This window comes from Methylobacterium sp. UNCCL125 (assembly GCF_900116795.1).
GTDB classification, from domain to species: domain Bacteria; phylum Pseudomonadota; class Alphaproteobacteria; order Rhizobiales; family Beijerinckiaceae; genus Methylobacterium; species Methylobacterium fujisawaense.
In genome coordinates, this window is record NZ_FPBW01000011.1 from 168,895 (window position 1) to 189,204 (window position 20,310).

The following is a 20,310-nucleotide window of genomic DNA, read 5'->3' on the forward strand; positions in this document are numbered from 1 at the left end:
ATTTGACAGGCGCGATAGAGATGCGCGCCTTAATTCAAATTAAACCAAGACCTTCGCGCGCAACGATGTAAATAGCCGACCACATTGGACATGACATTTACGCCGCCTTAGCGGACAGCATGCTTCAAGATCGTTTCGGGAACCGGGTCCAGAACATGCCGATCGAGACGCCGACCACGTGGGGTCGCGGCGAGCTTTACGAGACCCTGTGCCTGCTCGTCATCGGCGTCGGGATCTGGTTCGTCGGCGTCACCCTCGGGACCTTCGACTACCTCAACGGTCTCGTTGCCGCCTACAACCTCACCGACCTCCTGCTGCTGGCCGCCTGCATGGGCGTCGCCCAATGCGGCGCCAGCATCCGCAAGTCGATCATCCTCCGCCGGCTGATGCTCGAACGCGCCGCCGCCGCCGCGCAGGCCGAAGCGATCGCTCGACATGACGGGCTGACGGGCCTCGCGAACCGTCGCCGCTTCATCGATGCCGTGGAGCGCGCGCATGCCTCGGCTACCGGGGATTCGGCGGTGCTGCTGATCGATCTCGACCGGTTCAAGCCGGTCAACGATCTCTACGGCCATGCTGCGGGCAACGCCGTCCTGTGCGCCGTGGCCGAGCGTCTCCAGCAGCTCGTCCCGCCGGGCGGCCTCGCGGCTCGGCTGGGCGGCGACGAATTCGCCATGCTGGTCCCGCTGCGCTACGAAAGCGAGGGGCTGAGGCGCCTCGCCCAGACTGTCATCGTGCGGATCGCCGAGCCGGTGACGTGGAACCAGAACGACCTCAAGGTCGGCGCGACGGTCGGGGTCGCCGCGGTATCGGCCGACCATGGGGATGCCGACGCGGTGCTGCATGCGGCCGACCTCGCGATGTACCAGGGCAAGAAGGACGGGCGCGGCAAATTCCGGTTCTTCCGCAGCGCCATGGACGCGGAGCTGCGCGCCCGGGCCCGCATGGAGACGGAGCTCCGCAGCGCCATCGAGACCGGGGCGATCGAACCCTTCTACCAGCCGGTGGTGTCCTTGCCCGAGCGGGAGATCGTCGGCGTCGAGGTGCTGGCGCGCTGGCGCCATCCGACGCGCGGACTGGTCGCCCCCAGCGAGTTCATCCCGGTGGCGGAGGAGACCGGGATGATCGGCGATCTCAGCTACAACCTGATCCGTCGCGCCTGCCTGGATGCCCGGGCTTGGCCGCCCCACCTGATCCTGGCGGTCAACATCGCTCCGCAGCAGTTCCAAGACGCGTGGCTCGCCCAGCGGATCCTGGGGATCCTGACCGAGACCGGCTTCCCACCGCAGCGCCTCGAAGTCGAGATCACCGAGAGCGCCCTGATCCAGGACCTGGAAGCGACCCGGATGACCCTGCTGTCGCTGCGTGAGCTCGGGGTGCGCATCGCGCTGGACGATTTCGGCACCGGCTATTCGAGCCTGTACCACCTGCGTGAATTGAAGTTCGACAAGCTGAAGATCGACCGCAGCTACGTCGACGCGATCACGATGAGCGATGAGCGGGCCAAGCTGGTCGATGCCATCATCAAGCTCGGGGCGAGCCTCGGCCTCTCCACCACCGCCGAAGGGATCGAGACGGACGCGAGTTTCGACTGGCTGTCCGACCAGGGCTGCCAATTCGGCCAGGGCTACCTGTTCGGTCACGCCATGCCGAAATCCGAGATGGACGAGATCCTGGCCACCGCGCAATCCGCGCTCCCGCTTCGGCCTCTGGCGCAGGCCTCGTAAGGGCAGTTGGCCGGCCGAGCGTCGCGGCCTCCCGTCGGCTGGCCCGAGCGGGTGGTCCGCGGGACGGACAGGTTTCGGGGCGGCGCTCCGGCCGCTGCGACGCGCGGCCTCGCGCCGCTCCGGGTGGCCGACCGGAGCCTGGCCAACCGGCTCGGCCCGGACGTAAGACTGGCGCGGCACGGCGCGCCGCGGCCTCACGCCGGTCGACACGAACCCCATATGGGCAGCATCGACGCGCCGTCGCAGGTCACAGCATGGCACCGAGCCCCCTCGCACTCATCGCCTCCGCCGCCCTCGTCGCCGTGGTCGCCACCGGAACCGGGGCGATCGTCCTGCAGCAGGGCTCGCGGTTCAGCCATCCCCGAAAGGTGGGCGGCCCGTTCACGATGGCGGATCTCGAGGGCCGCCCGGTGACCGAGGCCGACCTCCGCGGCAAACCGGCCGTCCTGTTCTTCGGCTTCACCCACTGCCCGGATGTCTGCCCGACGACGCTCGCCACCCTGTCGACCGCCCTCGGCCGGATGGGCCGCGATGCGGATCGCCTCAACGTCGTCTTCGTCACCCTGGACCCGCAGCGCGACACGCCCGACACCCTGCGGGACTATCTCGCCTCCTTCGATCCGCGCATCCGCGGCTTCGTCGGCACGCCCGAGCAGGTCGCCCGCATGGCCGACGCCTATCACGTCGCCTACAAGCGCGTGCCGACCAAGGACGGCGACTACACGATGGAGCATTCCGCCACCGTGGCGCTGTTCGACAAGACCGGCCGCATGGTCGGCGAGATCGGCTACGGCGAGGACGAGGCCAGCGCCTTCGCCAAGCTGATCACCCTGGCGCTGCCGGGCCAATGCCCGCCGGGGGGCGGCGCCAATCTCTGGGCCACCGACGGCAGCACCGGCAGCTGCGGCCCGCGGAGCTGAGCTGCAGCCCGGGAAATTGCGCCGTGGCGCCCGCGTGGCTAGAGGGCGGCGCGGGTCGCGAGGCCCGGCCGAATCCGGGGGTCCCAGCTTGATCACGCGCCGCGTCCTGACTGCCATCGGGCTCCTCGCTCTCGCGCCGTTCCCCGGCCTCGCCAGGGCCGCCTCCGGGGGGCCGCGCCTCGCGCCGCCGGAACCCATGGATCTCGACCGGCTGAACGCTCTCGCCCGGACGCTGCGGGACCGGCCCTATGCGCCGCCGCCCGAAGCCCCGGCCTCGGCCGCCCTCGACGCCCTGACCTACGGACCGCTCCAGGAGATCCGCTACCCGCCGGGCCACGCGCTGTTCGCCGAGAGCCCGTACCCGGTGACGTTCTTCCACCTCGGCAACTTCTTCCGCCACCCCGTGAAGGTCTATGCCCTGGAGGGCGGACAGGCGCGCGAGGTGCTCTACGCCCACGACCTGTTCACCTATCCGGCCGGCAACCCGGCCAAGGACGTCCCGGACGGGGCGGGCTTCGCGGGGTTCCGCTTCCAGAAGGCGCCCGCCGGACAGCCCGGCGACGACGGCGACTGGCTGGCTTTTCTGGGGGCCTCCTACTTCCGCGCCGCCGGAGACGGCGCGCAGTACGGCGCCTCGGCCCGGGGCATCGCCATCGACACCGCGCCGGCACCGGGCCGAACCGAGGAATTTCCGGTCTTCACGCGCTTCTACGTGAGCCCGGCCGCGGACGGCGCCGTGACCGTGCTGGCGCTCCTCGAAGGTCCGAGCTTGACGGGCGCCTACCGCTTCGTCGCCCGGAAGGAGCCGCATGTCGTCATCGACGTCGCCTGCACGGTCTACATGCGCAAGTCGGTGGAGCGGTTCGGCATGGCGCCCCTGACCTCGATGCTCTGGTACTCGGAGGGCATGAGCCGCTTCCTCGCGAGCGACTGGCGGCCCGAGGTGCATGATTCCGACGGTCTGCTGATGCAGACCGGGGCCGGCGAGCTGATCTGGCGGCCGCTCAACAACCCGCACCGCCTCAGCGTCAGCGCCTTCGCGGACCGCGCTCCAAAGGGCTTCGGCCTGCTCCAGCGCGACCGCGCGTACGAGAATTACATCGACGACGGCTTCGAGGAGAACAGGCCCGACATCTGGGTCGAGCCGCAGGGCGACTGGGGCCGGGGCAGCGTCCAGCTCGTGGAGATCCCGACCCATCAGGAAACCGACGACAACATCGTCGCCCTCTGGGTACCGGACGACCCGCCTCAGGCCGGATCCGACCGCAGCTTCGCCTACCGGCTGCGCTGGACCGTGGAGGAACCGGTCGCCACCGATCTCGCCCGCTGCGTCGCCACACGGGCCACCAAGGCCGCGTGGCTCGCGGACGGGGACCGGCGCCCGGGCCGCGCCAATCTCGTGCGGCAATTCGTGCTGGAATTCGCGGGTGCGGCCCTGTCGGGCCTCAATCCCGAGACGGCCACGGTGGCGTTGACCCTGTCGCGCGGCAGCGCCGAGGAGGTCGGCGCCACCTGGGCGCCCTACGGCAAGCCGAGCCCCTGGCGGGTCTTCTTCAAGGTCTATGCCGAGGGCCCGGAGCCCGTGGAGATGCGTCTGCAGCTCAAGTCCGGAGACCGGCTGCTCTCCGAAACCTGGGCCTACCGGTACGACCCGCAGGCGCCCGGCACGGTGCTGTGAGCCGGGCGCGGCGGATGCGGGATGCGGCGCGTGGGTCTTGAGGGCCGCAGGGCCTGCGCCCATGTCCGTCTGCGTGCCGCTTCGCCCCGCACAGGCCCCCCGCCGCATCCGAGACCGTCATGACCGGCGAGGGACCGCCCGGCCCGCATCTTCCGGAGGCGCTGACGCGGCTCCTCAAGGCGCCCAGAGCAGCGATCTGGCCGACGCCGGAGGACCGCCATCGCCTGCGCCCCGGCCGGCCGAGACCCCGCCAGCCGAGCCGCGCCGTGCTGGGTGTCTGGATCTGGGCAATCCTCTACAACGTCCTCGGCTTCGCGATCCTCGCGGCCCTGTGGTGGACGATGCGCTGACCCGATGAGCCGATTTGCCCTGATCACCCGCCGGACACTCGTCGCGGCGGCCCTGCTGCTCGGCCCGGGCGTCCGGCCCGGCGCGGCACAGAGCCCGGGCGATGCGCTCAACGCCGATGACGGCACCGGGGCCGTCAAGGTCTGCTCGCCCGTGGCGATGCCGCGCTGGCGCTCCATGACCCCGGTGCCCAAGACCTGGACGTTCCTGGACTGCATGGGCTTCTCGGGCGAGATGGGCGCGACGCACTTCCAGCTCGGCTGCCTCTTCGCCAACGTCACGCCCCACGCCCAGAAATACGCCTGGGGCGCGATGGTGCCGATCGAGAAGTCGGCGATGGCCAAGGCCCAGCCGCCGGTCCCGAACTGCGGCTGGTAGAGCCGGGTCTCGCCCGTCGACATCAAAGTCGATCCGGCGCGCGGGCGGGTCAACGCGGAAGAGGATGCCAGCGGGCGGGCTTCCGGGCCCGCGTCGCCTGCACCGCGCCGTCCTCCCCGACGGCCGGCCGGTCAGCCCTGAGGCGGAGCCGGGCCTGCCCGGTTTCGCCCGGCACTGCCGCCGCCGCGCGACAGGCCTGGTGACGATCGCCGAATCGCGGCCCTTCCGCGGTGCGGGACAGCCGGCCCTGGCGGCGTCCCGTGCAAGCGCGTCTGGAGGTCCGAGGGGCATGGACCGGTCTGAGGCCGGCGGCTGTGTGGCCCGTCCACGCCGGTCCGACGCGCCGGCCTCTTTCCGATGGGGACGTGACCGGCGCGTCGGCACGCCGCAGACCTGGCGTTCGGATACGGTCGGGATCACCGATGAACCGGCCTCGTCGGCGCAGAGGTGCCTTACGCCGGCGAATCCTCAGACCGCCGCAGCGGGCCGATCAGGCGCTCGTATTCGGTTTCGGCCGGCCCGTAGGTTTGGCCGGCAGCCTCCTCCAGGCGGGCACGGCTCAGGACCCGGATCCGCCCGCGCCGAGCCCGGATCAGGCCGGCCCCCTCCAGCGTGTGGATCGCCACCGTGACGGTCGGGCGACGCACACCCAGCATGATCGACAGGAACTCATGCGTCACGGACAGGTCGTCGCCGTCCTGACGGTCGTGATACATCAGCAGCCACCGCGCGAGCCTTTCCTCGGCAGGCGCCCCTGCGTTGGCGATGGCGGTCTGGGCCACCTGAACCAGGAAGGTCTGGACGTAGCGCAGAAAAAGAGTGCGCAGCGAAGCGCTGGCTTTCACCGCGTCGCGCAGCGCCGGCACCGCGATCCGGTGCCCGTGACCGGCAACCTGCATGAAAAGTTGGTACGGGATCGTGTCCGTCCCCAGCAGCAGCGCCGGCGTCGCCATGCCGTCGCGGCCCACCAGGCCCACCTCGATGCGCCCGCCCTGGTCGAGCGTCGACACCATGGAACACAGGCCGGTGTCGATGAAGATCGCGTACGAGATCTCGGCCGCCGGTTCGACGAGCACATGGCCCAATGGGAGGTCGATCGCCTCGAGATGCGGTCCGAGCAGCGCGCCATCCGCCTCGGATAGGGCAGCCAGAAGACGGTTTTGGTGTCGCATCGGCCGCAAGCGTACGCAGAATTCGGCATTGGCACGCCAGCTCAAGTCCGCGAGCCATTGTGCCCAGGGAGCCATGCTCGGATCATCGGACAATAGCGAGCGGATATCGCATCCCGTCGCGGAACCGTCCGCAACCGAACAAAGCAACGCGCAGCTTAGTCGGACATCTCGGCAGACACGCCGGGATAAAGGGGAACACAGCGGCCCCCGAGACCTGCTCTCAGACTGACCGTGGCCTCCTGGCGATGGAGCGGGAGCGCCACACCCCCGGAACTGCAGTGCAGTTGCCAACACGCCTGTGCAAGGCCGCGCTTTGACCCGCGCCACGGATCGGGCTAGAGAAGGCCTGGCGGAGTAAGCAAGAACCATGCCGTGAGCAGCGTGGCTCAGGCTGGCGAACCGCGCCGGAAGGGCATCGAGGCCTCACATGAGTTTGGTGCAACGGCTGGAAGTGCGTCAGGGCCAGGCCCTGGTGATGACGCCGCAGCTTCTGCAAGCGATCAAACTCCTGCAATTGTCGCAGCTCGATCTCGCGGCCTATGTCGAGGCCGAGCTGGAACGCAATCCGCTGCTGGAGCGCGCCGAGCCGGAACTGCCCGGCCCCGGCGAGACCTCCGAATCGAGCGGCCATTCGGACGATGCCTCCTCCGACGGCCTGGAGGTCACGGAACCCGAATCATGGCTGTCCGCCGACCTTAACCCGAGCCGCGGCGAGATCGAGAGCGATTTCGACACGCGCCTCGACAACGTCTTCCCGGACGAGACGCCGGTCCAGGCGCGCGAGGCGGGTGGGGGCGACATGCTTTCGCTGACGCCGCCGCCCTACGGCAGCACCGGGGGAAGCTTCGACGCCGAGGCGCCCGATTTCGAGGCGACCCTCACGGCCGAGACCTCGCTGCGCGATCACCTCGCGGGCCAGCTCGATCTCGCGACCCGCGATCCCGCCGAGCGGCTGATCGGCGGCTTCCTGATCGACGCCGTCGACGAGGCCGGCTACCTGCGCGAGACCGTGGAGGACGTGGCCGAGCGGCTCGGCGCCGACCCCGCCCTCGTCGGCCGGATGCTGGCGCTGGTGCAGACCTTCGATCCGCCCGGCATCGCGGCCCGCGACCTCGCCGAATGCCTCGCGATCCAGCTGCGCGAGCGCGACCGGTTCGACCCGGCGATGCAGGCGCTGGTCTCGCGTCTGGACCTCGTCGCCAAGCGCGATTTCGCGGCTTTGCGCCGGCTCTGCGGCGTCGACGACGAGGACCTCGTCGACATGCTGGGCGAGATCCGCCGCCTGGATCCGAAGCCGGGCCGCGCCTTCGGATCGAGCGCCGTCGAGGTTCTGGTTCCGGACGTGTTCGTGCGCGCCGCGCCGGACGGGTCCTGGCTGGTCGAGCTCAACAGCGAGGCGCTCCCCCGGGTCCTGGTGAACCAGAGCTACTACGCCCGCGTCTCGCGCAATGCCGCCGCGGAGGGCGACAAGGCCTTCCTGTCCGAGGCCCTGCAGAACGCCAACTGGCTGACCCGTTCGCTGGAGCAGCGGGCCCGCACCATCCTCAAGGTCGCCACCGAGATCGTCCGCCAGCAGGACGGGTTCTTCGTCCACGGCGTCTCCCACCTGCGGCCCCTGAACCTCAAGACCGTGGCGGAGGCGATCGGCATGCACGAATCGACCGTCTCGCGAGTCACCTCCAACAAGGCCATCGGCACGAGCCGGGGGACCCTGGAGATGAAGTACTTCTTCACCGCGGCGATCCCCGGTGCGGCCGGCGCGGCCGCGCATTCCTCCGAGGCGGTGCGCCACCGCATCAAGCAGCTGGTCGACGGCGAGACGCCGGACGACGTGCTGTCCGACGACGCGCTGGTGCAGAAGCTGCGCGGGGAGGGCGTCGACATCGCCCGACGCACGGTGGCGAAATACCGGGAATCCCTGCGGATCCCGAGCTCGATCGAGCGCCGCCGCGAGCATTTCGCCCACGGTTCGGGCCAGCACGCCGCCCTGGCGCTGCGCTGATCGCCCGGATGGGGTTGCGCCGGGCGCGCGTCCGGCCCATCCGTCGTGCCGTTTGCTCGACGCCTGGACCTGCGATGACCTCGACCGGAACGCCCCCGCGCAGCCTCACCGCCATCGTGCTCGCGGCCGGGAAGGGCACGCGGATGCGCTCGGACCTGCCGAAGGTCCTGCATCGGATCGCCGGGCGCAGCATGCTCGGCCATGTCCTGGCCGCCGTACAGGCGGCGGGGGCGGGCCGGATCGCCGTGGTGGCCGAGCCCGGCCGCGACGACGTCGCCGCCGAGATCGCGCGGGCGGCCCCCGGCGCCCGGGTCTTCCCGCAGGCCGAGCGCCTCGGCACCGCCCACGCGGTCCTGGCCGCCCGGGAGATCCTGGCCGAGCCCGACGACGACGTGGTGATCGCCTTCGGCGACACGCCCCTCGTCTCGGCCGAGACCTTCCTGCGCCTCCGGGCGCCCCTGGCCGACGGCGCCGCGGTGGCGGTGTTGGCCTTCGAGACGGCGACGCCCACCGGCTACGGACGTGTTCTGACCGAGGGCGACCGCGTCCTGGCGATCCGCGAGGAGAAGGACGCCAGCGCCGCAGAGCGGGCCGTGACCCTGTGCAATGCCGGGCTGATGGCGCTCGCCGGACGGCACGCCCTGGCGCTGCTCGCCCGCATCGGCAACGACAACGCGGCCGGCGAGTACTACCTGCCCGACGCGGTGGCGCTGGCGGTGGCCGACGGGCTTCCGGTCACGGTCGTGCCGGTGGACGAGGCCGAGGCGCAGGGCGTCAACGACCGGGTGCAGCTCAGTGTTGCGGAAGCCGCCTTCCAGGCGCAGCTGCGTCGCACCGCCATGCTGGGCGGCGCCACGCTGATCGCCCCCGAGACGGTGTTCCTCAGCCACGACACGGTGCTGGGGCGCGACGTGATCGTGGAGCCGAACGTGGTGTTCGGGCCGGGCGTGCGGGTGGCGGACGGGTGCACCGTGCGCGCCTTCGCGCATCTCACCGAGACCAGCCTGGAGGCGGGGGTGAAGATCGGGCCGTTCGTCCGGTTGCGCGCACACGCCGTGCTGGAGGCCGGCGCGGAGCTCGGCAATTTCGTGGAGCTGAAGAACGCCCGGATGGGTGCCGGCGCCAAGGCCGCGCATCTCACCTATCTCGGCGACGCGGAGATTGGGGCCAAGGCCAATATCGGCGCCGGCACGATCACCTGCAATTACGACGGCGTCCTCAAGCACAAGACCACGATCGGCGCGGGCGCGTTCATCGGCTCGAACTCGGCGCTGGTGGCCCCCGTCACGGTGGGGGAGGGCGCCTACGTGGCTTCGGGCTCGGTGATCACCGACGACGTGCCGGCGGACGCCATGGCGGTGGCCCGCGGCCGGCAGGCGGTGAAACCGGGCTGGGCCGGGAAGAAGCGCGCGGCGCTGCAGGCCGAGAAGGCGCGACGCGGGAAGAGCTGAGGCCCGACGGACCGAACGGGCCGGGGCTGGCCCTGCGCCGCCCCGATCCGGTACAAGTCGCGTTTGGCCCCGCATGAAGCGGGGCGGCCTGGACCTTGCGCAAGACCCTCGCGCGGCCAGCCGGGCACGACAGCGAGAGACACACCCATGTGCGGCATCGTCGGCATCGTCGGGCGCGACGCGGTGGCGGGACAGGTGATCGAGGCCCTGCGCCGGCTCGAATACCGCGGCTACGACTCCGCCGGCATCGCCACCCTGGAGCACGGCCGGCTGGCGCGCCGCCGGGCCTCGGGCAAGCTCGTCAACCTGGAGGCCAAGCTCGCTGAGGAGCCGCTCACCGGCACGCTCGGCATCGGCCACACCCGCTGGGCGACCCACGGCCGGCCCAACGAGACCAACGCCCACCCCCACGCCACCGCGCGTCTGGCCGTCGTCCATAACGGCATCATCGAGAATTTCCGCGAGCTGAAGCAGGAGCTCGAGGCCGACGGCGTCGTGTTCGAGACCGAGACCGACACCGAGGTCGTCGCCCAGCTCGTCAGCCGCAACATGGACCGGCAGATGGGCCCGGTCGAGGCCGTGGCCGCCGCCCTGCCGCGGCTGCGCGGCGCCTTCGCGCTGGCCTTCATCTTCGCCGGCGAGGAGAACCTGCTGATCGGCGCCCGCCACGGCGCGCCGCTGGCGGTTGGCTTCGGCCAGGGCGAGACCTATCTCGGCTCCGACGCCCTTGCGCTCGCCCCCTTCACGGACGCCATCACCTATCTCGACGAGGGCGACTGGGCGATCCTGAACCGGGCGGGCGCCGAGATCCGGGACGCCTCGGGCGCCACGGTGGAGCGGCCCCGGCAAAAGATCGCCACGCAGGCCTACCGGATCGACAAGGGCGAGTACCGCCACTTCATGGCCAAGGAGATCCACGAGCAGCCCGAGGTCGTGGGCCGCACGCTCGCCCACTACGTCGACATGGCGCAGGGCCGGGTCGTGCTGCCCGAGTCGCTGCCCTTCGACTTCGCCAAGCTCAGCCGCGTCTACATCACCGCCTGCGGCACCGCCTTCTACGCCGGCCTCGTCGCCCGGTACTGGTTCGAGCAGGTGGCCCGCCTGCCGGTGGAGATCGACGTCGCCTCCGAGGCCCGCTACCGCGAGGCGCCCCTGGAGAAGGACGGGCTGACGCTGGTGATCTCGCAATCGGGCGAGACCGCCGACACCCTGGCCTCCCTGCGCTATGCCAAGAGCCAGGGCCAGCACACGCTGAGCGTCGTCAACGTGCCGACCTCGACCATCGCGCGGGAATCCTCCGTGGTGATGCCGACGCTGGCCGGGCCGGAGATCGGCGTCGCCTCCACCAAGGCGTTCTCGTGCCAGCTCACCGTGCTGCTGTGCCTCGCCATCGCGGCGGGCCGCGCCCGCGGCACCCTCGACGCGGCGGGCGAGCGTCGGCTGGTCGACGCGCTGATCAAGGCGCCGGGCCTGATGGCGGAGGCGCTGACCCACGAGGCGGCGATCGAGGGCCTGGCCCGGGAGGTCTCCAAGGCGCGGGACGTGCTCTATCTCGGCCGCGGCACCAGCTACCCGATGGCGCTGGAGGGCGCGCTGAAGCTGAAGGAGATCAGCTACATCCACGCGGAGGGCTACGCGGCGGGCGAGCTGAAGCACGGCCCGATCGCCCTGATCGACGAGAGCGTGCCGGTGATCGTGATCGCCCCGCACGACGCGGTGTTCGAGAAGACCGTCTCGAACATGCAGGAGGTGGCCGCGCGCGGCGGCCGCATCGTGCTGATCGGCGACGCGAAGGGCGCGGCCGAGCACGGCCTCGACACGCTGGCGACCTTCACCATGCCGGCGGTCAACGCCACCGTGGCGCCGATCGTGTACGCGGTGCCGATCCAGTTGCTCGCCTACCACACGGCGGTGTTCATGGGGAAAGACGTCGACCAGCCCCGGAACCTCGCCAAGTCGGTCACGGTCGAGTAGGCGCACCGCCCCCCGTCCGGGCTACGGATGCGCGGCGCCGTCCTTGCTTACCCGGCGAGGCACCTTCGCCGCGGGAAACCGGGGCTCGCTCGAAGCCGGCCCGCAACACACCGCGCACGCTGGCGGGCGCGGCGACCGGGTCCCATCACCCTTGCCCAGGATCGATCCATGACCGCACGCGACGCCGACGTTCTCCAGTGGCTCGACGGGCAGGAGGGCGCGATGCTGTCGCTCCTCGAGGAGCTGGTGAACATCGATTCCGGCTCCTACGACAAGCCGGGCGTCGACGCGGTCGGCATCCGCATCGCGGAGTTCCTCGCCGGCCACGGCATCCCGGTCACGACGATCCCGGTGGAGGGCTACGGCGACGCGGTGAAGGCGAGCGTGGCCGGGTCCGGCGGCGGCAACCGGCCGGTCGTTCTCATGGGCCATCGCGACACCGTCTTCCCGAAAGGGGAGCCGACGCGGCGGCCGTTCCGGGTCGCCGACGGCCGCGCCTACGGGCCCGGCGTCGCCGACATGAAGGCGGGCCTCGTGATGAACGCCTTCGTGCTCGCCGCTTACCACCGGGCCGGCGGCGCCCCGGTGCCGCTCGTCGGCCTGTTCACCAGCGACGAGGAGATCGGCTCGCCGGCCTGCCGCCCGATCATCGAGGAGACCGCCAGGGGCGCCCGCGCGGTGCTGAATTCCGAGCCGGGGCGGCCGACCGGCAACGTCGTCACCGGCCGCAAGGGCGGGGTGTTCATGCATCTCGAGGTGCTCGGCAAGGCGGCCCATTCCGGCGGCAACTACGCCGACGGGCGCAGCGCCATCCTGGAGCTCGCCCACAAGACCGTCGCGTTCCACGCCCTCACCGACCTCGACCGCGGCACCACGGTGAATGTCGGCCTGATCGCCGGCGGCCAGTCGGTGAACACCGTGGCGCCCCGGGCGACCTGCGAGATCGACCTGCGCTACGTGACCCCACCCGACCGCGAGGCGGCCATGGGCCGGATCGCCGCGATCGTGGCCGGATCGACGGTGCCGGACACCACCGCGCATCTCACCATCAAGGGCGAGTTCCTGCCGCTCGTGCAGGACGAGGCCTCGCGGGCGCTGTTCGAGACCTATGCCCGGGTGAGCGCGCAGGGCGGCCATCCCGTCACCGGCGAGTTCGCCGGCGGCTGCGCCGATTCGGGCTTCACCGCCAGCGTCGGCTGTCCCACCCTCTGCGCGGTGGGCCCGGTGGGCGGCAAGGCCCACTCGCCCGAGGAGTACCTGGAGGTGGGAAGCCTCGTGCCGCGGGCGCGCGCGATGGCCGAGACCATCGCGGCGCTCTGACGATTCAGAGGCCGACCGTCGCCAGCCCGGCCGCGCCGCGGCGGTCGCCGTCTCCGGGCGGACGCCGCGGCGCCGGACGCGCCTGTCCGTTCGAGGCGCAGGCGGCGGCCAGGATATCGCGGCCGGCCGCCAGATGCGGCCGGTGCTCAGGAGCTTCGTCGATCACGTCCGGGGCCGCTAGCGCCGCCGGCGCGCCTACGGGCGCAGGGCCGCCACGAGGCGCAGCAGGAACCCGTCGAGGGCCGCCTTGTCGATCCAGCGCAGGACCGCGACGAGGTCGTGCTCGGGATCGCACCAGATCACGTTGTTGCCCGCCCCGAGGGCGCTGAAGGCCGAGGCCGGCAGTTGCGGCCTGGCGGCCGCGCCGCGGTTCAGCCACCAGAGGTAGCCGTAGCTGTCCAGCGTCGGGGACGGCGTCAGCATGGCGCGGATCCAGCGCTCCGAGAGGAGCTGCCGCCCGTTCCAGGCGCCGCCGCGGGCGACGAGGAGGCCGAAGCGGGCATGGTCGTCGGCCCCGATGAACAGGCCGCCGCCCCAGTGGCCGCCGCCGGGGACCGACTGGACCCGCGCGCCCGCGACCTCGACCCAGGCCGTGTCGTAGCCGTGCCACGCCCAGTCGCGGGAGGCGCCGATCGGATCCATGATCCGCTCGCGGAGCACCTCCGGGAGGGCCCGACCGAAGCGGCGCATCAGGCCGTACGACAGCAGGTTCACCCGGACGTCGTTGTACTCGTAGTAGGTGCCCGGGCGCCGCAGCGCGCGGGCCTCGCCCTTGCGGCTGTTGTCGGCGCCGGGGCCGATCTGCCGGAAATGGTCGACCTGATCGGACTTGCCGAACAGCGTGCCCTGCCACTCGCTCGATTGCTGCAGGAGGTGGCGCCACGTGATCGCGCCATTGTGCGGGCCGTCGAGCAGCGGGTCGGGGACGCTGTCCCGCACCGGCGCGTCGACGTCGGGGATCAGTCCGTCGTCGTGGGCGAGGCCGGCCAGCACCGCGAGGTAGCTCTTGGCGATCGAGAAGGTCATGTCCGGGCGGGCGGTGTCCCCCCAGGCGGCGACGCGCCGGCCGCCCTTCAGGATCACGCCAGCCGGGCCGCCCCGCGGACGCACCGGCCCGTCGATGGCGCTCCAGGGCCCCGTCTCGTTCCACTCGACGATCCCGACGTAGCGCCCGTCGGGATAGTACAGGCTGCGCGGCCACGCGCTCTCGTGGGCCTCCGCGAAGGCGACCGCGTCCGCGAGCCGCCCGGCATCGAGCCCCGCCGCACCCGGGTCCTGCTCCGCCCAGTCCTGCGTCGGCCAGTACGGCCCGGTCGCTTCGGTCACGCGCGTTCTCCCGACGGTCCTCTCCGGTGCGGACGCATGCAGGGCCTGCGCCGCGGATCGGACCATCCGTAGAGCCATCGCCCCCGCGGGGGCAGAGCGTGTGGCGCGGTTCGGGCCTCGCCCCGCGCACCGGAGCCGGATGTGTCAGCCCTTGCCGGTGAAGCGCACGGCGCAGCCCGGACGGGCCGCGACGAGGCCCGCGCCGCGCGCGCGGCCGAGGACCATGCAGGCCGTCGACAGCCCGTCGGCGGCGAGCCCCGTCGGCGCGGTCACCGTCACGGACGACAGGGCGCGCGGCGACCGGCCGGTGGCCGGATCGAAGATGTGATGGTCGGCGCGGTCGTCCGAGAAGCTCATGTTGTAGTCGCCCGAGGTCGCGGCGAAGCCCGTGAACGGGGCGATGACGGCGGCGACCGCGCCGGGATGGCGGGGATCGGCCAGCCCGAGGCGCCAGGGCGTGCCGTCGGGATGCGCGCCGGCGGCGCCGAACTCGCCGGTATCCACGAAGGCGTCCGCGATCCCGCGCGCCCGGAGCGCCGCCATGACCTGGTCGGCGGCATAGCCCTGGACCAGGGCGTTCAGGGTCAGGGCCGTCCCGGGCTCCAGGACGACGCGGTCCGTCCCCACCTGCACCCGCCGCCAGCCGACCCGCGCCAGGGCCGCGCGCAGGGCTTCAACCCCGGGGCGCTCGCCGCGGGCGGCGGCCTGGGCCCAGACCGGCCAGAGCGGCTGGACTGTCGGGTCGAAAGCGCCGCCGGTCTCGGCCGCGAGGGCGAGGGCGAACCGCAGCAGGACGACGAGGTGCGGGTCGGGGGCCTCGAGAACGCCATCGCGATTCAGCCGCGCCAGGGCGCTGTCGGACCGGAACAGGCTGGCGGCGTCCTCCACGGCGCGCATCGCCGCGAACCCGTCGCTCAGCGCCGCCTCGATGGCGGATGGGTCGGGCCCCGCGGCGGTCAACGCTACGGTGGTGCCGAAGGCGAGGCCGGCGCGGGTGCGCAGCGCCAGCCCCCTTGACGCCGCGGAGGCGCGGAACGCCGCGACGCCGCCGAGCGCGGCCAGCCCCGCGGCCCCGACGAGCAGCCGGCGCCGGCCGGGCGCGAAGCGGACCGGCGCGCTCATCCGACGGTCACCGGCCGGGGCGCGGCGCGGCGGCCCCGCTTGCGCGCCACCACCTGCGGCACGCACTGCCCGGGATCGTGGATGATCGTCACGCACTCCATGCACTGGAAGCACTCGGCGTAATCGACGCGGCCGGAGGGCGCGATGGCACCGTAGCGGCAGCGGACCTTGCAGAGCTGGCAGGGCGAGCCGCACTCCGCCCGGCGCGGGATCCAGTCGAGGATCCGGACCCGCCCGAGGAGGGCGAGGCCGGCGCCGAGCGGGCACAGGTAGCGGCAGAAGCCCTTGAAGACGAACAGGTTGAGGACCAGCAGCCCGGCCGCGTAGGCGACGAACGGCCATGCCCGGACGAAATACAGGGTGATGGCGGTCTTGAACGGCTCGACCTCGGACAAGGTGTCGGCGAGGGGCGACCCCGCCGCGGCCGCGCCGAGGATGCCGGCGAGGACGACGTATTTCAGCGACCGCAGTGCCCGGTCGAGGCCGGGCGGCACCGCGACCGGGCGGATGCGCAGCGGCCGGGCCAGCAGCCCGACGAATTCCTGGAGCGCGCCGAAGGGGCAGAGCCAGCCGCAGAACGTGCCGCGCCCCCAGGCGACCAGGGCAACCAGCGCGAAGGCCCAGAGCACCAGCGAGGGCGGATCGTAGAGCAGGAAGGCAAGGTCGTGGGTCACCGTGGCGGCCCGCACGAGGCCGACGAGGGTCACGATCGACAGCTGCGCCTGCGCGAACCAGCCGACGAAGCCGAGGGTCAGCGCCAGGAAGGCGAGGCGGAAGAGGGCGAAGCGGCGCCGGTCCGCCACCAGCGCGCGCTGTCGGCTCAGGACCGGCACCAGCACGGCGAGCATTAGCCCGATCAACGCGAGTTCGGGCGCCCGGGCCCGCCAGGGGTCGGTCCAGCTCGGCCCGTCATCCGGCCGGATCCGGGTGAACAGGTCGGCGGGGAGGGCGGTCTCGACCGTGAAAGTCCGGGCGATCTTCTCGGACAGGATCTGGCCGCGCTCGCGGACGATCGTCTCGGTCAGCACCCACGGCGCGGACGGGTCGAACCCGGCGGCCTGGTCGATCCGCAGGATCGTCCAGGGTCCGGGCGGCAGGCCCTCGGCGAGGCCGGCCCCGCGGCGCTCCACCGCCATGTCGCGGGCATTCACGATCAGGCCGCCCTGGCTGATCGCCAGCCTTTCGGGAACGGCGCCCAGGACGAACCGGTCGCCGACCGGGTTCTCGGGCGCGTCCTCCGGTCCGCCGCTGATCACCATCACAGCGTGGTTGCCGGGGCCGAGTTCGTGCATCAGCGCGTCGTAGCGGGTCGGCCCCAGCAGGTTGCGGCCGATCGCGGGCGGGTCCAGGGCGGCGACGTACAGGTCGGTCAGGGCGGCATCGGGCGGTCCCTCGGACGGGTCCGCCACGCCCGTGCCCCTGAAGGCCGACGCGGCATCGGCGTTCGTCACCGTCAGCCGCCTCACCCAGCCGCGGGCGAGGAGGTCGGCCAGGGCCAGGGGCTTGTAGAGATCGGGCTTGGCCTCGACCTTCAGCCCGACATTGGCCGCCCCGAAGCCGAGTTTCGCGCGGGCGACCGCCAGGGCCGAGGCGAGGATCGACTGGTTGATCACCCGGGTCGAGGCGGTGGCCATGGAGATGCCGTCCACCGTGGTCTGGGGCGCGGCGCCGGCGGCCCGTGCGTTCGGCCGGCCGACCCGGATCGCCTGCCGGGCCGAGAGGCCCGCATACTGCTCGACGAAGGCGAAGAGCGGCTCCGGGCCTAGGCCTTCGAGGAAGACCGGCTCGTGATGCGAGAGCACCGTCACGTCCCGGAAGGTGCCGTCGGGGGCGAGCGCGATCAGCAGGTCGGGAGGCGTGCCGCCGAAGCCGGGGATCGGCGCGAGATCGACGGATTCGAAGGCGTAGGCGAAGACCTCGTAGGACCCGGCCTGCTGCTTCAGGATGGGCCAGACCGGGAGCCTGTCGTCCTTCTCGCCGACGACCAGCGGAGGCGGGAAGTGTCGTTCGAGGGCGGCCCGATCGAGCTGGCCGGCGGCGGCGGGGTGCGCGAGCAGGACAGCGAGAAGCAGCAATGCGGCGCGCAGGAGCAGGCCCGCGCCCCGGCCACCACCCACCGCGGCCCGAGGCGCGGGCGGCTGCGGAGACGCTCCGCACCGCATCCGCCGGGCCTTCCGCCTGCCTCCGCCCCTGGCAGCGTCGGTCACGCATCCGGATTGAACACGGCCGCTGGCGGCAGAGCGCGACGGGCCCCCTCTCCCGTGCGGGAGAGGGCTGGGGTGAGGGATCGGAACGTCCAATATGGAGCACGCCGTCGACGTGCGGGTCCGCTGCGCCTTATCCGGATGCCGCACGTCCCTCACCCTGTCCCTCTCCCGCACGGGAGAGGGGACCCGCGCACCGTCCCGTAGCCGCGTCGCCGCTGCCGATGCGTGGATCCGATCGCCCTCACGGGAGCGGGTGATGCGGCCATGCGCAATCGCGGAAGATTCACGGCACCGCACCGGCGGCGCGCCCGTCCGGCGCCTGCGCGGGCATCATCGGCCGCGCCGCCGCGCCCCAGGGGAAGCGGCCGACCTTCACGGTCTTGATCGGCTTGAACGTCGCGGCGTCGATCACCGTCACGTCGCCGGAGACGCCGTTGGTGGCGAAGAGCCGCGTGCCGGCCGCGTTCAGGGCGAGCTGCCAGACCCGGCGGCCGACCAGGATGTAGCTCTCGACCGCATAGGTCGCGGTGTCCACCACCGCGACCCGGTCGGACGGCCCCAGAGCCACGAAGGCGTGGCGCCCGTCCTTCGAAAGCTGGATGCCCACCGGCTGGATCCGGTCGGCCGCGATCCCCTTCACGGCGAATTCGATCGTCCGCATCACCTGGCGGGTGGCGACGTCGATCACCGACACGGTGCCGCCGATCTCCGAGGATGCCCAGAGCCGGGCCCCGTCCGCCGTGAAGGCGGCGAAGCGCGGCCGCTGGCCGACCGGCGTGGCGTCCACCGCCGCCAGGCTCTTGGTATCGATCCAGTGGACCATGTTGGTGGTCTCGGAGGTCGTGACGGCGGTGCGGCCGTCCGGGCTCACCGCCACGCCTTCCGGCTCGATGCCGACATCGATCTGCGCCAGCACCTTGCGGCTCTGCGCGTCGACCACCGTGGTGGTGGCGTTCTCCTCGTTGGCGATGAACAGGGTGCGCCCGTCCGGCGCCAGGGCGAACTGCTCCGGATCCTCGCCGGAGGGCAGGTTGTGCCGCACCTCGCCGGTATCCGGATCGATCACCTGCACGGCATCGGAATCGCTGGCGCAGACGTAGAGGGCCTGCCCATCCTGCGAGAAGGTCAGCCCGCGGGGCCGACGGCCGACCGGAAAGGTGCGCAGCACCTCCAGGCTGTCGCCGTCGATCACCGAGACGGTGTTGTCGCGCTCGTTCGAGACGAAGATCTCCTCGGCCCGCGTGGGACCTGCGAGGCAGAGGAGCAGCGCAAGGGCGGCGAGCCGGCTCATCCTGGTGTCCCCGAGAAGGCGCGGCAGGCACTCTCGGGCTCGTCGAGGCCGAGGGTGTCGAGTTCCGTGCGGTGGTGGAGGAAGCCCTCGATCGGCGCCGTCGCGGTCACGGCCCCGGGCCAGAGCAGGAAGACCGGCTGGCGCAGCTGCCCGTCCCAGGCACGGAAGCTCAGGGGGCGCCCCTTGAAGCCGCCGATCTCGAAGCCGGGCGCCGTCAGGGCGGCGCGGACCGTCGCGGGATCGGCGCTGCGCGCCTTCACGGCCGCCTCGCCGACCGCATGCACCGCCATCCAGCCGGCCCAGTCGACGGGCCGCATGGCGCGGCCGGCGAGCTTCCGGAACCGGCCCTGGAGCTGCACGGCGGCCCAGGCTTCGACGGGGCGCCCCCAGGCGGCCGGCGCAAGGCCCTGGGTGCCGACCAGGGGGCGGGGGGAGGCGGTGTTGTAGTTCAGGCTCGCGCCGAACGCGCCCGCCTCGTCGGCCACCGCGACCACGTCGTGCTCGGGCCCGCGGGTCGGCAGGGCGAACTCGCGCAAAGCCGTGTCGCGGACGTCGCCGCCCTGCGGGTCGTAGCGCGACTCGGCGACGATCCGCGCGCCGAACTTCCGGGCGCTGCGCCTCAGCGCCTCGGCGTAGAGCGCATCACCCGGCGCCGGCCCGGTCACCAGCAGGATCCGGGACCAGCGCTTGAAGGCGAGGAACTGCACCAGCGCGTCGGCCAGCATGGCGCGGGACGGCAGGACGTGGAGCAGGTTCCGCCGGCAATCGGCGTCGCGCAGGCGCGTGTCCGGGGCGCCGATGTTGAGGAGCACGCTGCCCTTCGCCTCCGGCAGGTCGGCGAGGGCGAGGACGTCGGCGGCCGGCGCGTTGAGCACCACGAAGCGGCGGTCGGCGAGATCCCGGAAGGCCTGGCGGATGTCGTCGCCCGGCTCGACCACCTTCGCGTCGAGGCCGAAGCTCAGGCCGAGGAAGCGGCCCGTGGCGTTCGAATCCTTCAGGCCGAGTTCCGCGCCCTTCGCCCCCTCATCGGCGGGGATCGGATCCTCGTTGTTCAGCGGCACCGGCCGCTCGACCCGCCGCTCCAGGTACTGGATCGTCAGGGGCGGACCCGCCGGCGCGGGCGCGGCCCGCCCGGGCGAGACCGGCGCGAGAGCCGCCAGGACGACGGCCAGCCGCAGGGCGGCCTGCGGCCCTCCGCGTTTCCTGGCCCGTCGCGCACCGGAGGACACCATCCCCGCCCGTTTCCTCCAGCCCCGCGTCCCTTGTCGTTGAGCCGGAGTCTAGAAGCGGAGTTGTGCCCGCCGATATTGGACCAAGGTGCACCCATCAATCATGATGCAGTGCAACACAAGTCGTGGATGGCGATCAGCCTATAGATCCGTACCAAAGCATAA

15 protein-coding genes are annotated in these 20,310 nt (G+C 72.1%); 9 read left to right on the forward strand and 6 right to left on the reverse strand.

Annotation, left to right across the window (positions count from 1 at the left end):
- Positions 1–155 precede the first annotated feature (155 nt).
- From BM396_RS13400 to BM396_RS13420, 5 genes are all read left to right on the forward strand, one after another.
- Complete coding sequence (locus tag BM396_RS13400) at positions 156–1,727, forward strand: putative bifunctional diguanylate cyclase/phosphodiesterase (protein WP_043353146.1); 1,572 nt, start codon at positions 156–158, stop codon at positions 1,725–1,727.
- Positions 1,728–1,981: 254 nt separating this feature from the next.
- Complete coding sequence (locus tag BM396_RS13405; protein WP_043380589.1) at positions 1,982–2,647, forward strand: SCO family protein; 666 nt, start codon at positions 1,982–1,984, stop codon at positions 2,645–2,647.
- 88 nt (positions 2,648–2,735) lie between these two features.
- Positions 2,736–4,325 (forward strand): OpgD/OpgG family glucan biosynthesis protein, encoded by a 1,590-nt coding sequence (locus BM396_RS13410; RefSeq protein WP_043380586.1) that lies wholly within the window; start codon positions 2,736–2,738, stop codon positions 4,323–4,325.
- A gap of 119 nt (positions 4,326–4,444) precedes the next feature.
- A complete protein-coding gene (locus BM396_RS13415; protein WP_043353127.1) occupies positions 4,445–4,675 on the forward strand; it encodes a hypothetical protein in 231 nt (76 codons plus the stop codon).
- A gap of 4 nt (positions 4,676–4,679) precedes the next feature.
- Positions 4,680–5,051 carry a hypothetical protein gene (locus BM396_RS13420; protein WP_043353125.1) on the forward strand — a complete coding sequence of 124 codons (372 nt, stop codon included), beginning with the start codon at positions 4,680–4,682 and terminating at the stop codon, positions 5,049–5,051.
- 452 nt (positions 5,052–5,503) lie between these two features.
- On the opposite strand, the gene BM396_RS13425 is transcribed toward BM396_RS13420, so the two are convergent.
- Entirely contained in the window at positions 5,504–6,223 is a 720-nt protein-coding gene (locus BM396_RS13425) for a Crp/Fnr family transcriptional regulator (protein WP_043380584.1), read from the reverse strand.
- A gap of 427 nt (positions 6,224–6,650) precedes the next feature.
- On the opposite strand from BM396_RS13425, the gene rpoN reads away from it, so the two are divergent.
- From rpoN to BM396_RS13445, 4 genes are all read left to right on the forward strand, one after another.
- On the forward strand, positions 6,651–8,225 hold the full coding sequence (gene rpoN / locus BM396_RS13430) for an RNA polymerase factor sigma-54 (protein WP_043380582.1): 1,575 nt from the start codon (positions 6,651–6,653) through the stop codon (positions 8,223–8,225).
- A gap of 74 nt (positions 8,226–8,299) precedes the next feature.
- Positions 8,300–9,676, forward strand: a complete 1,377-nt coding sequence (glmU, locus tag BM396_RS13435; RefSeq protein WP_043380579.1) for a bifunctional UDP-N-acetylglucosamine diphosphorylase/glucosamine-1-phosphate N-acetyltransferase GlmU — start codon at positions 8,300–8,302, stop codon at positions 9,674–9,676.
- 147 nt (positions 9,677–9,823) lie between these two features.
- Positions 9,824–11,650: a glutamine--fructose-6-phosphate transaminase (isomerizing) gene (glmS, locus tag BM396_RS13440; protein ID WP_043380577.1), complete on the forward strand. Its 1,827-nt coding sequence runs from the start codon at positions 9,824–9,826 to the stop codon at positions 11,648–11,650.
- Positions 11,651–11,818: 168 nt separating this feature from the next.
- Positions 11,819–12,970, forward strand: coding sequence for a M20 family metallopeptidase (locus BM396_RS13445; RefSeq protein ID WP_043380575.1), 1,152 nt, complete (start codon positions 11,819–11,821; stop codon positions 12,968–12,970).
- A gap of 195 nt (positions 12,971–13,165) precedes the next feature.
- On the opposite strand, the gene BM396_RS13450 is transcribed toward BM396_RS13445, so the two are convergent.
- The 5 genes from BM396_RS13450 to BM396_RS13470 all read right to left on the reverse strand — a co-directional run bounded on the left by BM396_RS13450 (position 13,166) and on the right by BM396_RS13470 (position 20,148).
- A complete protein-coding gene (locus tag BM396_RS13450) occupies positions 13,166–14,296 on the reverse strand; it encodes a serine hydrolase domain-containing protein (RefSeq protein ID WP_043380573.1) in 1,131 nt (376 codons plus the stop codon).
- Between the two features lie 144 nt (positions 14,297–14,440).
- Positions 14,441–15,418, reverse strand: coding sequence for an FAD:protein FMN transferase (locus tag BM396_RS13455; RefSeq protein WP_043380821.1), 978 nt, complete (start codon positions 15,416–15,418; stop codon positions 14,441–14,443).
- Entirely contained in the window at positions 15,415–17,580 is a 2,166-nt protein-coding gene (locus tag BM396_RS13460) for a 4Fe-4S binding protein (RefSeq protein WP_051975969.1), read from the reverse strand. Before BM396_RS13460 ends, BM396_RS13455 begins: the two co-directional genes overlap by 4 nt.
- A 328-nt stretch (positions 17,581–17,908) precedes the next feature.
- Positions 17,909–18,916, reverse strand: coding sequence for a YVTN family beta-propeller repeat protein (locus BM396_RS13465; protein ID WP_043387967.1), 1,008 nt, complete (start codon positions 18,914–18,916; stop codon positions 17,909–17,911).
- Complete coding sequence (locus BM396_RS13470) at positions 18,913–20,148, reverse strand: ABC transporter substrate-binding protein (protein WP_043387968.1); 1,236 nt, start codon at positions 20,146–20,148, stop codon at positions 18,913–18,915. Before BM396_RS13470 ends, BM396_RS13465 begins: the two co-directional genes overlap by 4 nt.
- Positions 20,149–20,310 lie beyond the last annotated feature (162 nt).

Excerpts from the sequence above, each read along its gene's own strand:
- BM396_RS13400 (WP_043353146.1), top strand. The coding sequence starts at position 156 with ATGCCGATCGAGACGCCGACCACGTGGGGTCGCGGCGAGCTTTACGAG.
- BM396_RS13405 (WP_043380589.1), top strand. The coding sequence starts at position 1,982 with ATGGCACCGAGCCCCCTCGCACTCATCGCCTCCGCCGCCCTCGTCGCC.
- BM396_RS13415 (WP_043353127.1), top strand. The coding sequence starts at position 4,445 with ATGACCGGCGAGGGACCGCCCGGCCCGCATCTTCCGGAGGCGCTGACG.
- BM396_RS13420 (WP_043353125.1), top strand. The coding sequence starts at position 4,680 with ATGAGCCGATTTGCCCTGATCACCCGCCGGACACTCGTCGCGGCGGCC.
- BM396_RS13425 (WP_043380584.1), bottom strand. The coding sequence starts at position 6,223 with ATGCGACACCAAAACCGTCTTCTGGCTGCCCTATCCGAGGCGGATGGC.
- rpoN (WP_043380582.1), top strand. The coding sequence starts at position 6,651 with ATGAGTTTGGTGCAACGGCTGGAAGTGCGTCAGGGCCAGGCCCTGGTG.
- glmU (WP_043380579.1), top strand. The coding sequence starts at position 8,300 with ATGACCTCGACCGGAACGCCCCCGCGCAGCCTCACCGCCATCGTGCTC.
- glmS (WP_043380577.1), top strand. The coding sequence starts at position 9,824 with ATGTGCGGCATCGTCGGCATCGTCGGGCGCGACGCGGTGGCGGGACAG.
- BM396_RS13445 (WP_043380575.1), top strand. The coding sequence starts at position 11,819 with ATGACCGCACGCGACGCCGACGTTCTCCAGTGGCTCGACGGGCAGGAG.
- BM396_RS13455 (WP_043380821.1), bottom strand. The coding sequence starts at position 15,418 with ATGAGCGCGCCGGTCCGCTTCGCGCCCGGCCGGCGCCGGCTGCTCGTC.
- BM396_RS13460 (WP_051975969.1), bottom strand. The coding sequence starts at position 17,580 with ATGCGGTGCGGAGCGTCTCCGCAGCCGCCCGCGCCTCGGGCCGCGGTG.
- BM396_RS13465 (WP_043387967.1), bottom strand. The coding sequence starts at position 18,916 with ATGAGCCGGCTCGCCGCCCTTGCGCTGCTCCTCTGCCTCGCAGGTCCC.
- BM396_RS13470 (WP_043387968.1), bottom strand. The coding sequence starts at position 20,148 with ATGGTGTCCTCCGGTGCGCGACGGGCCAGGAAACGCGGAGGGCCGCAG.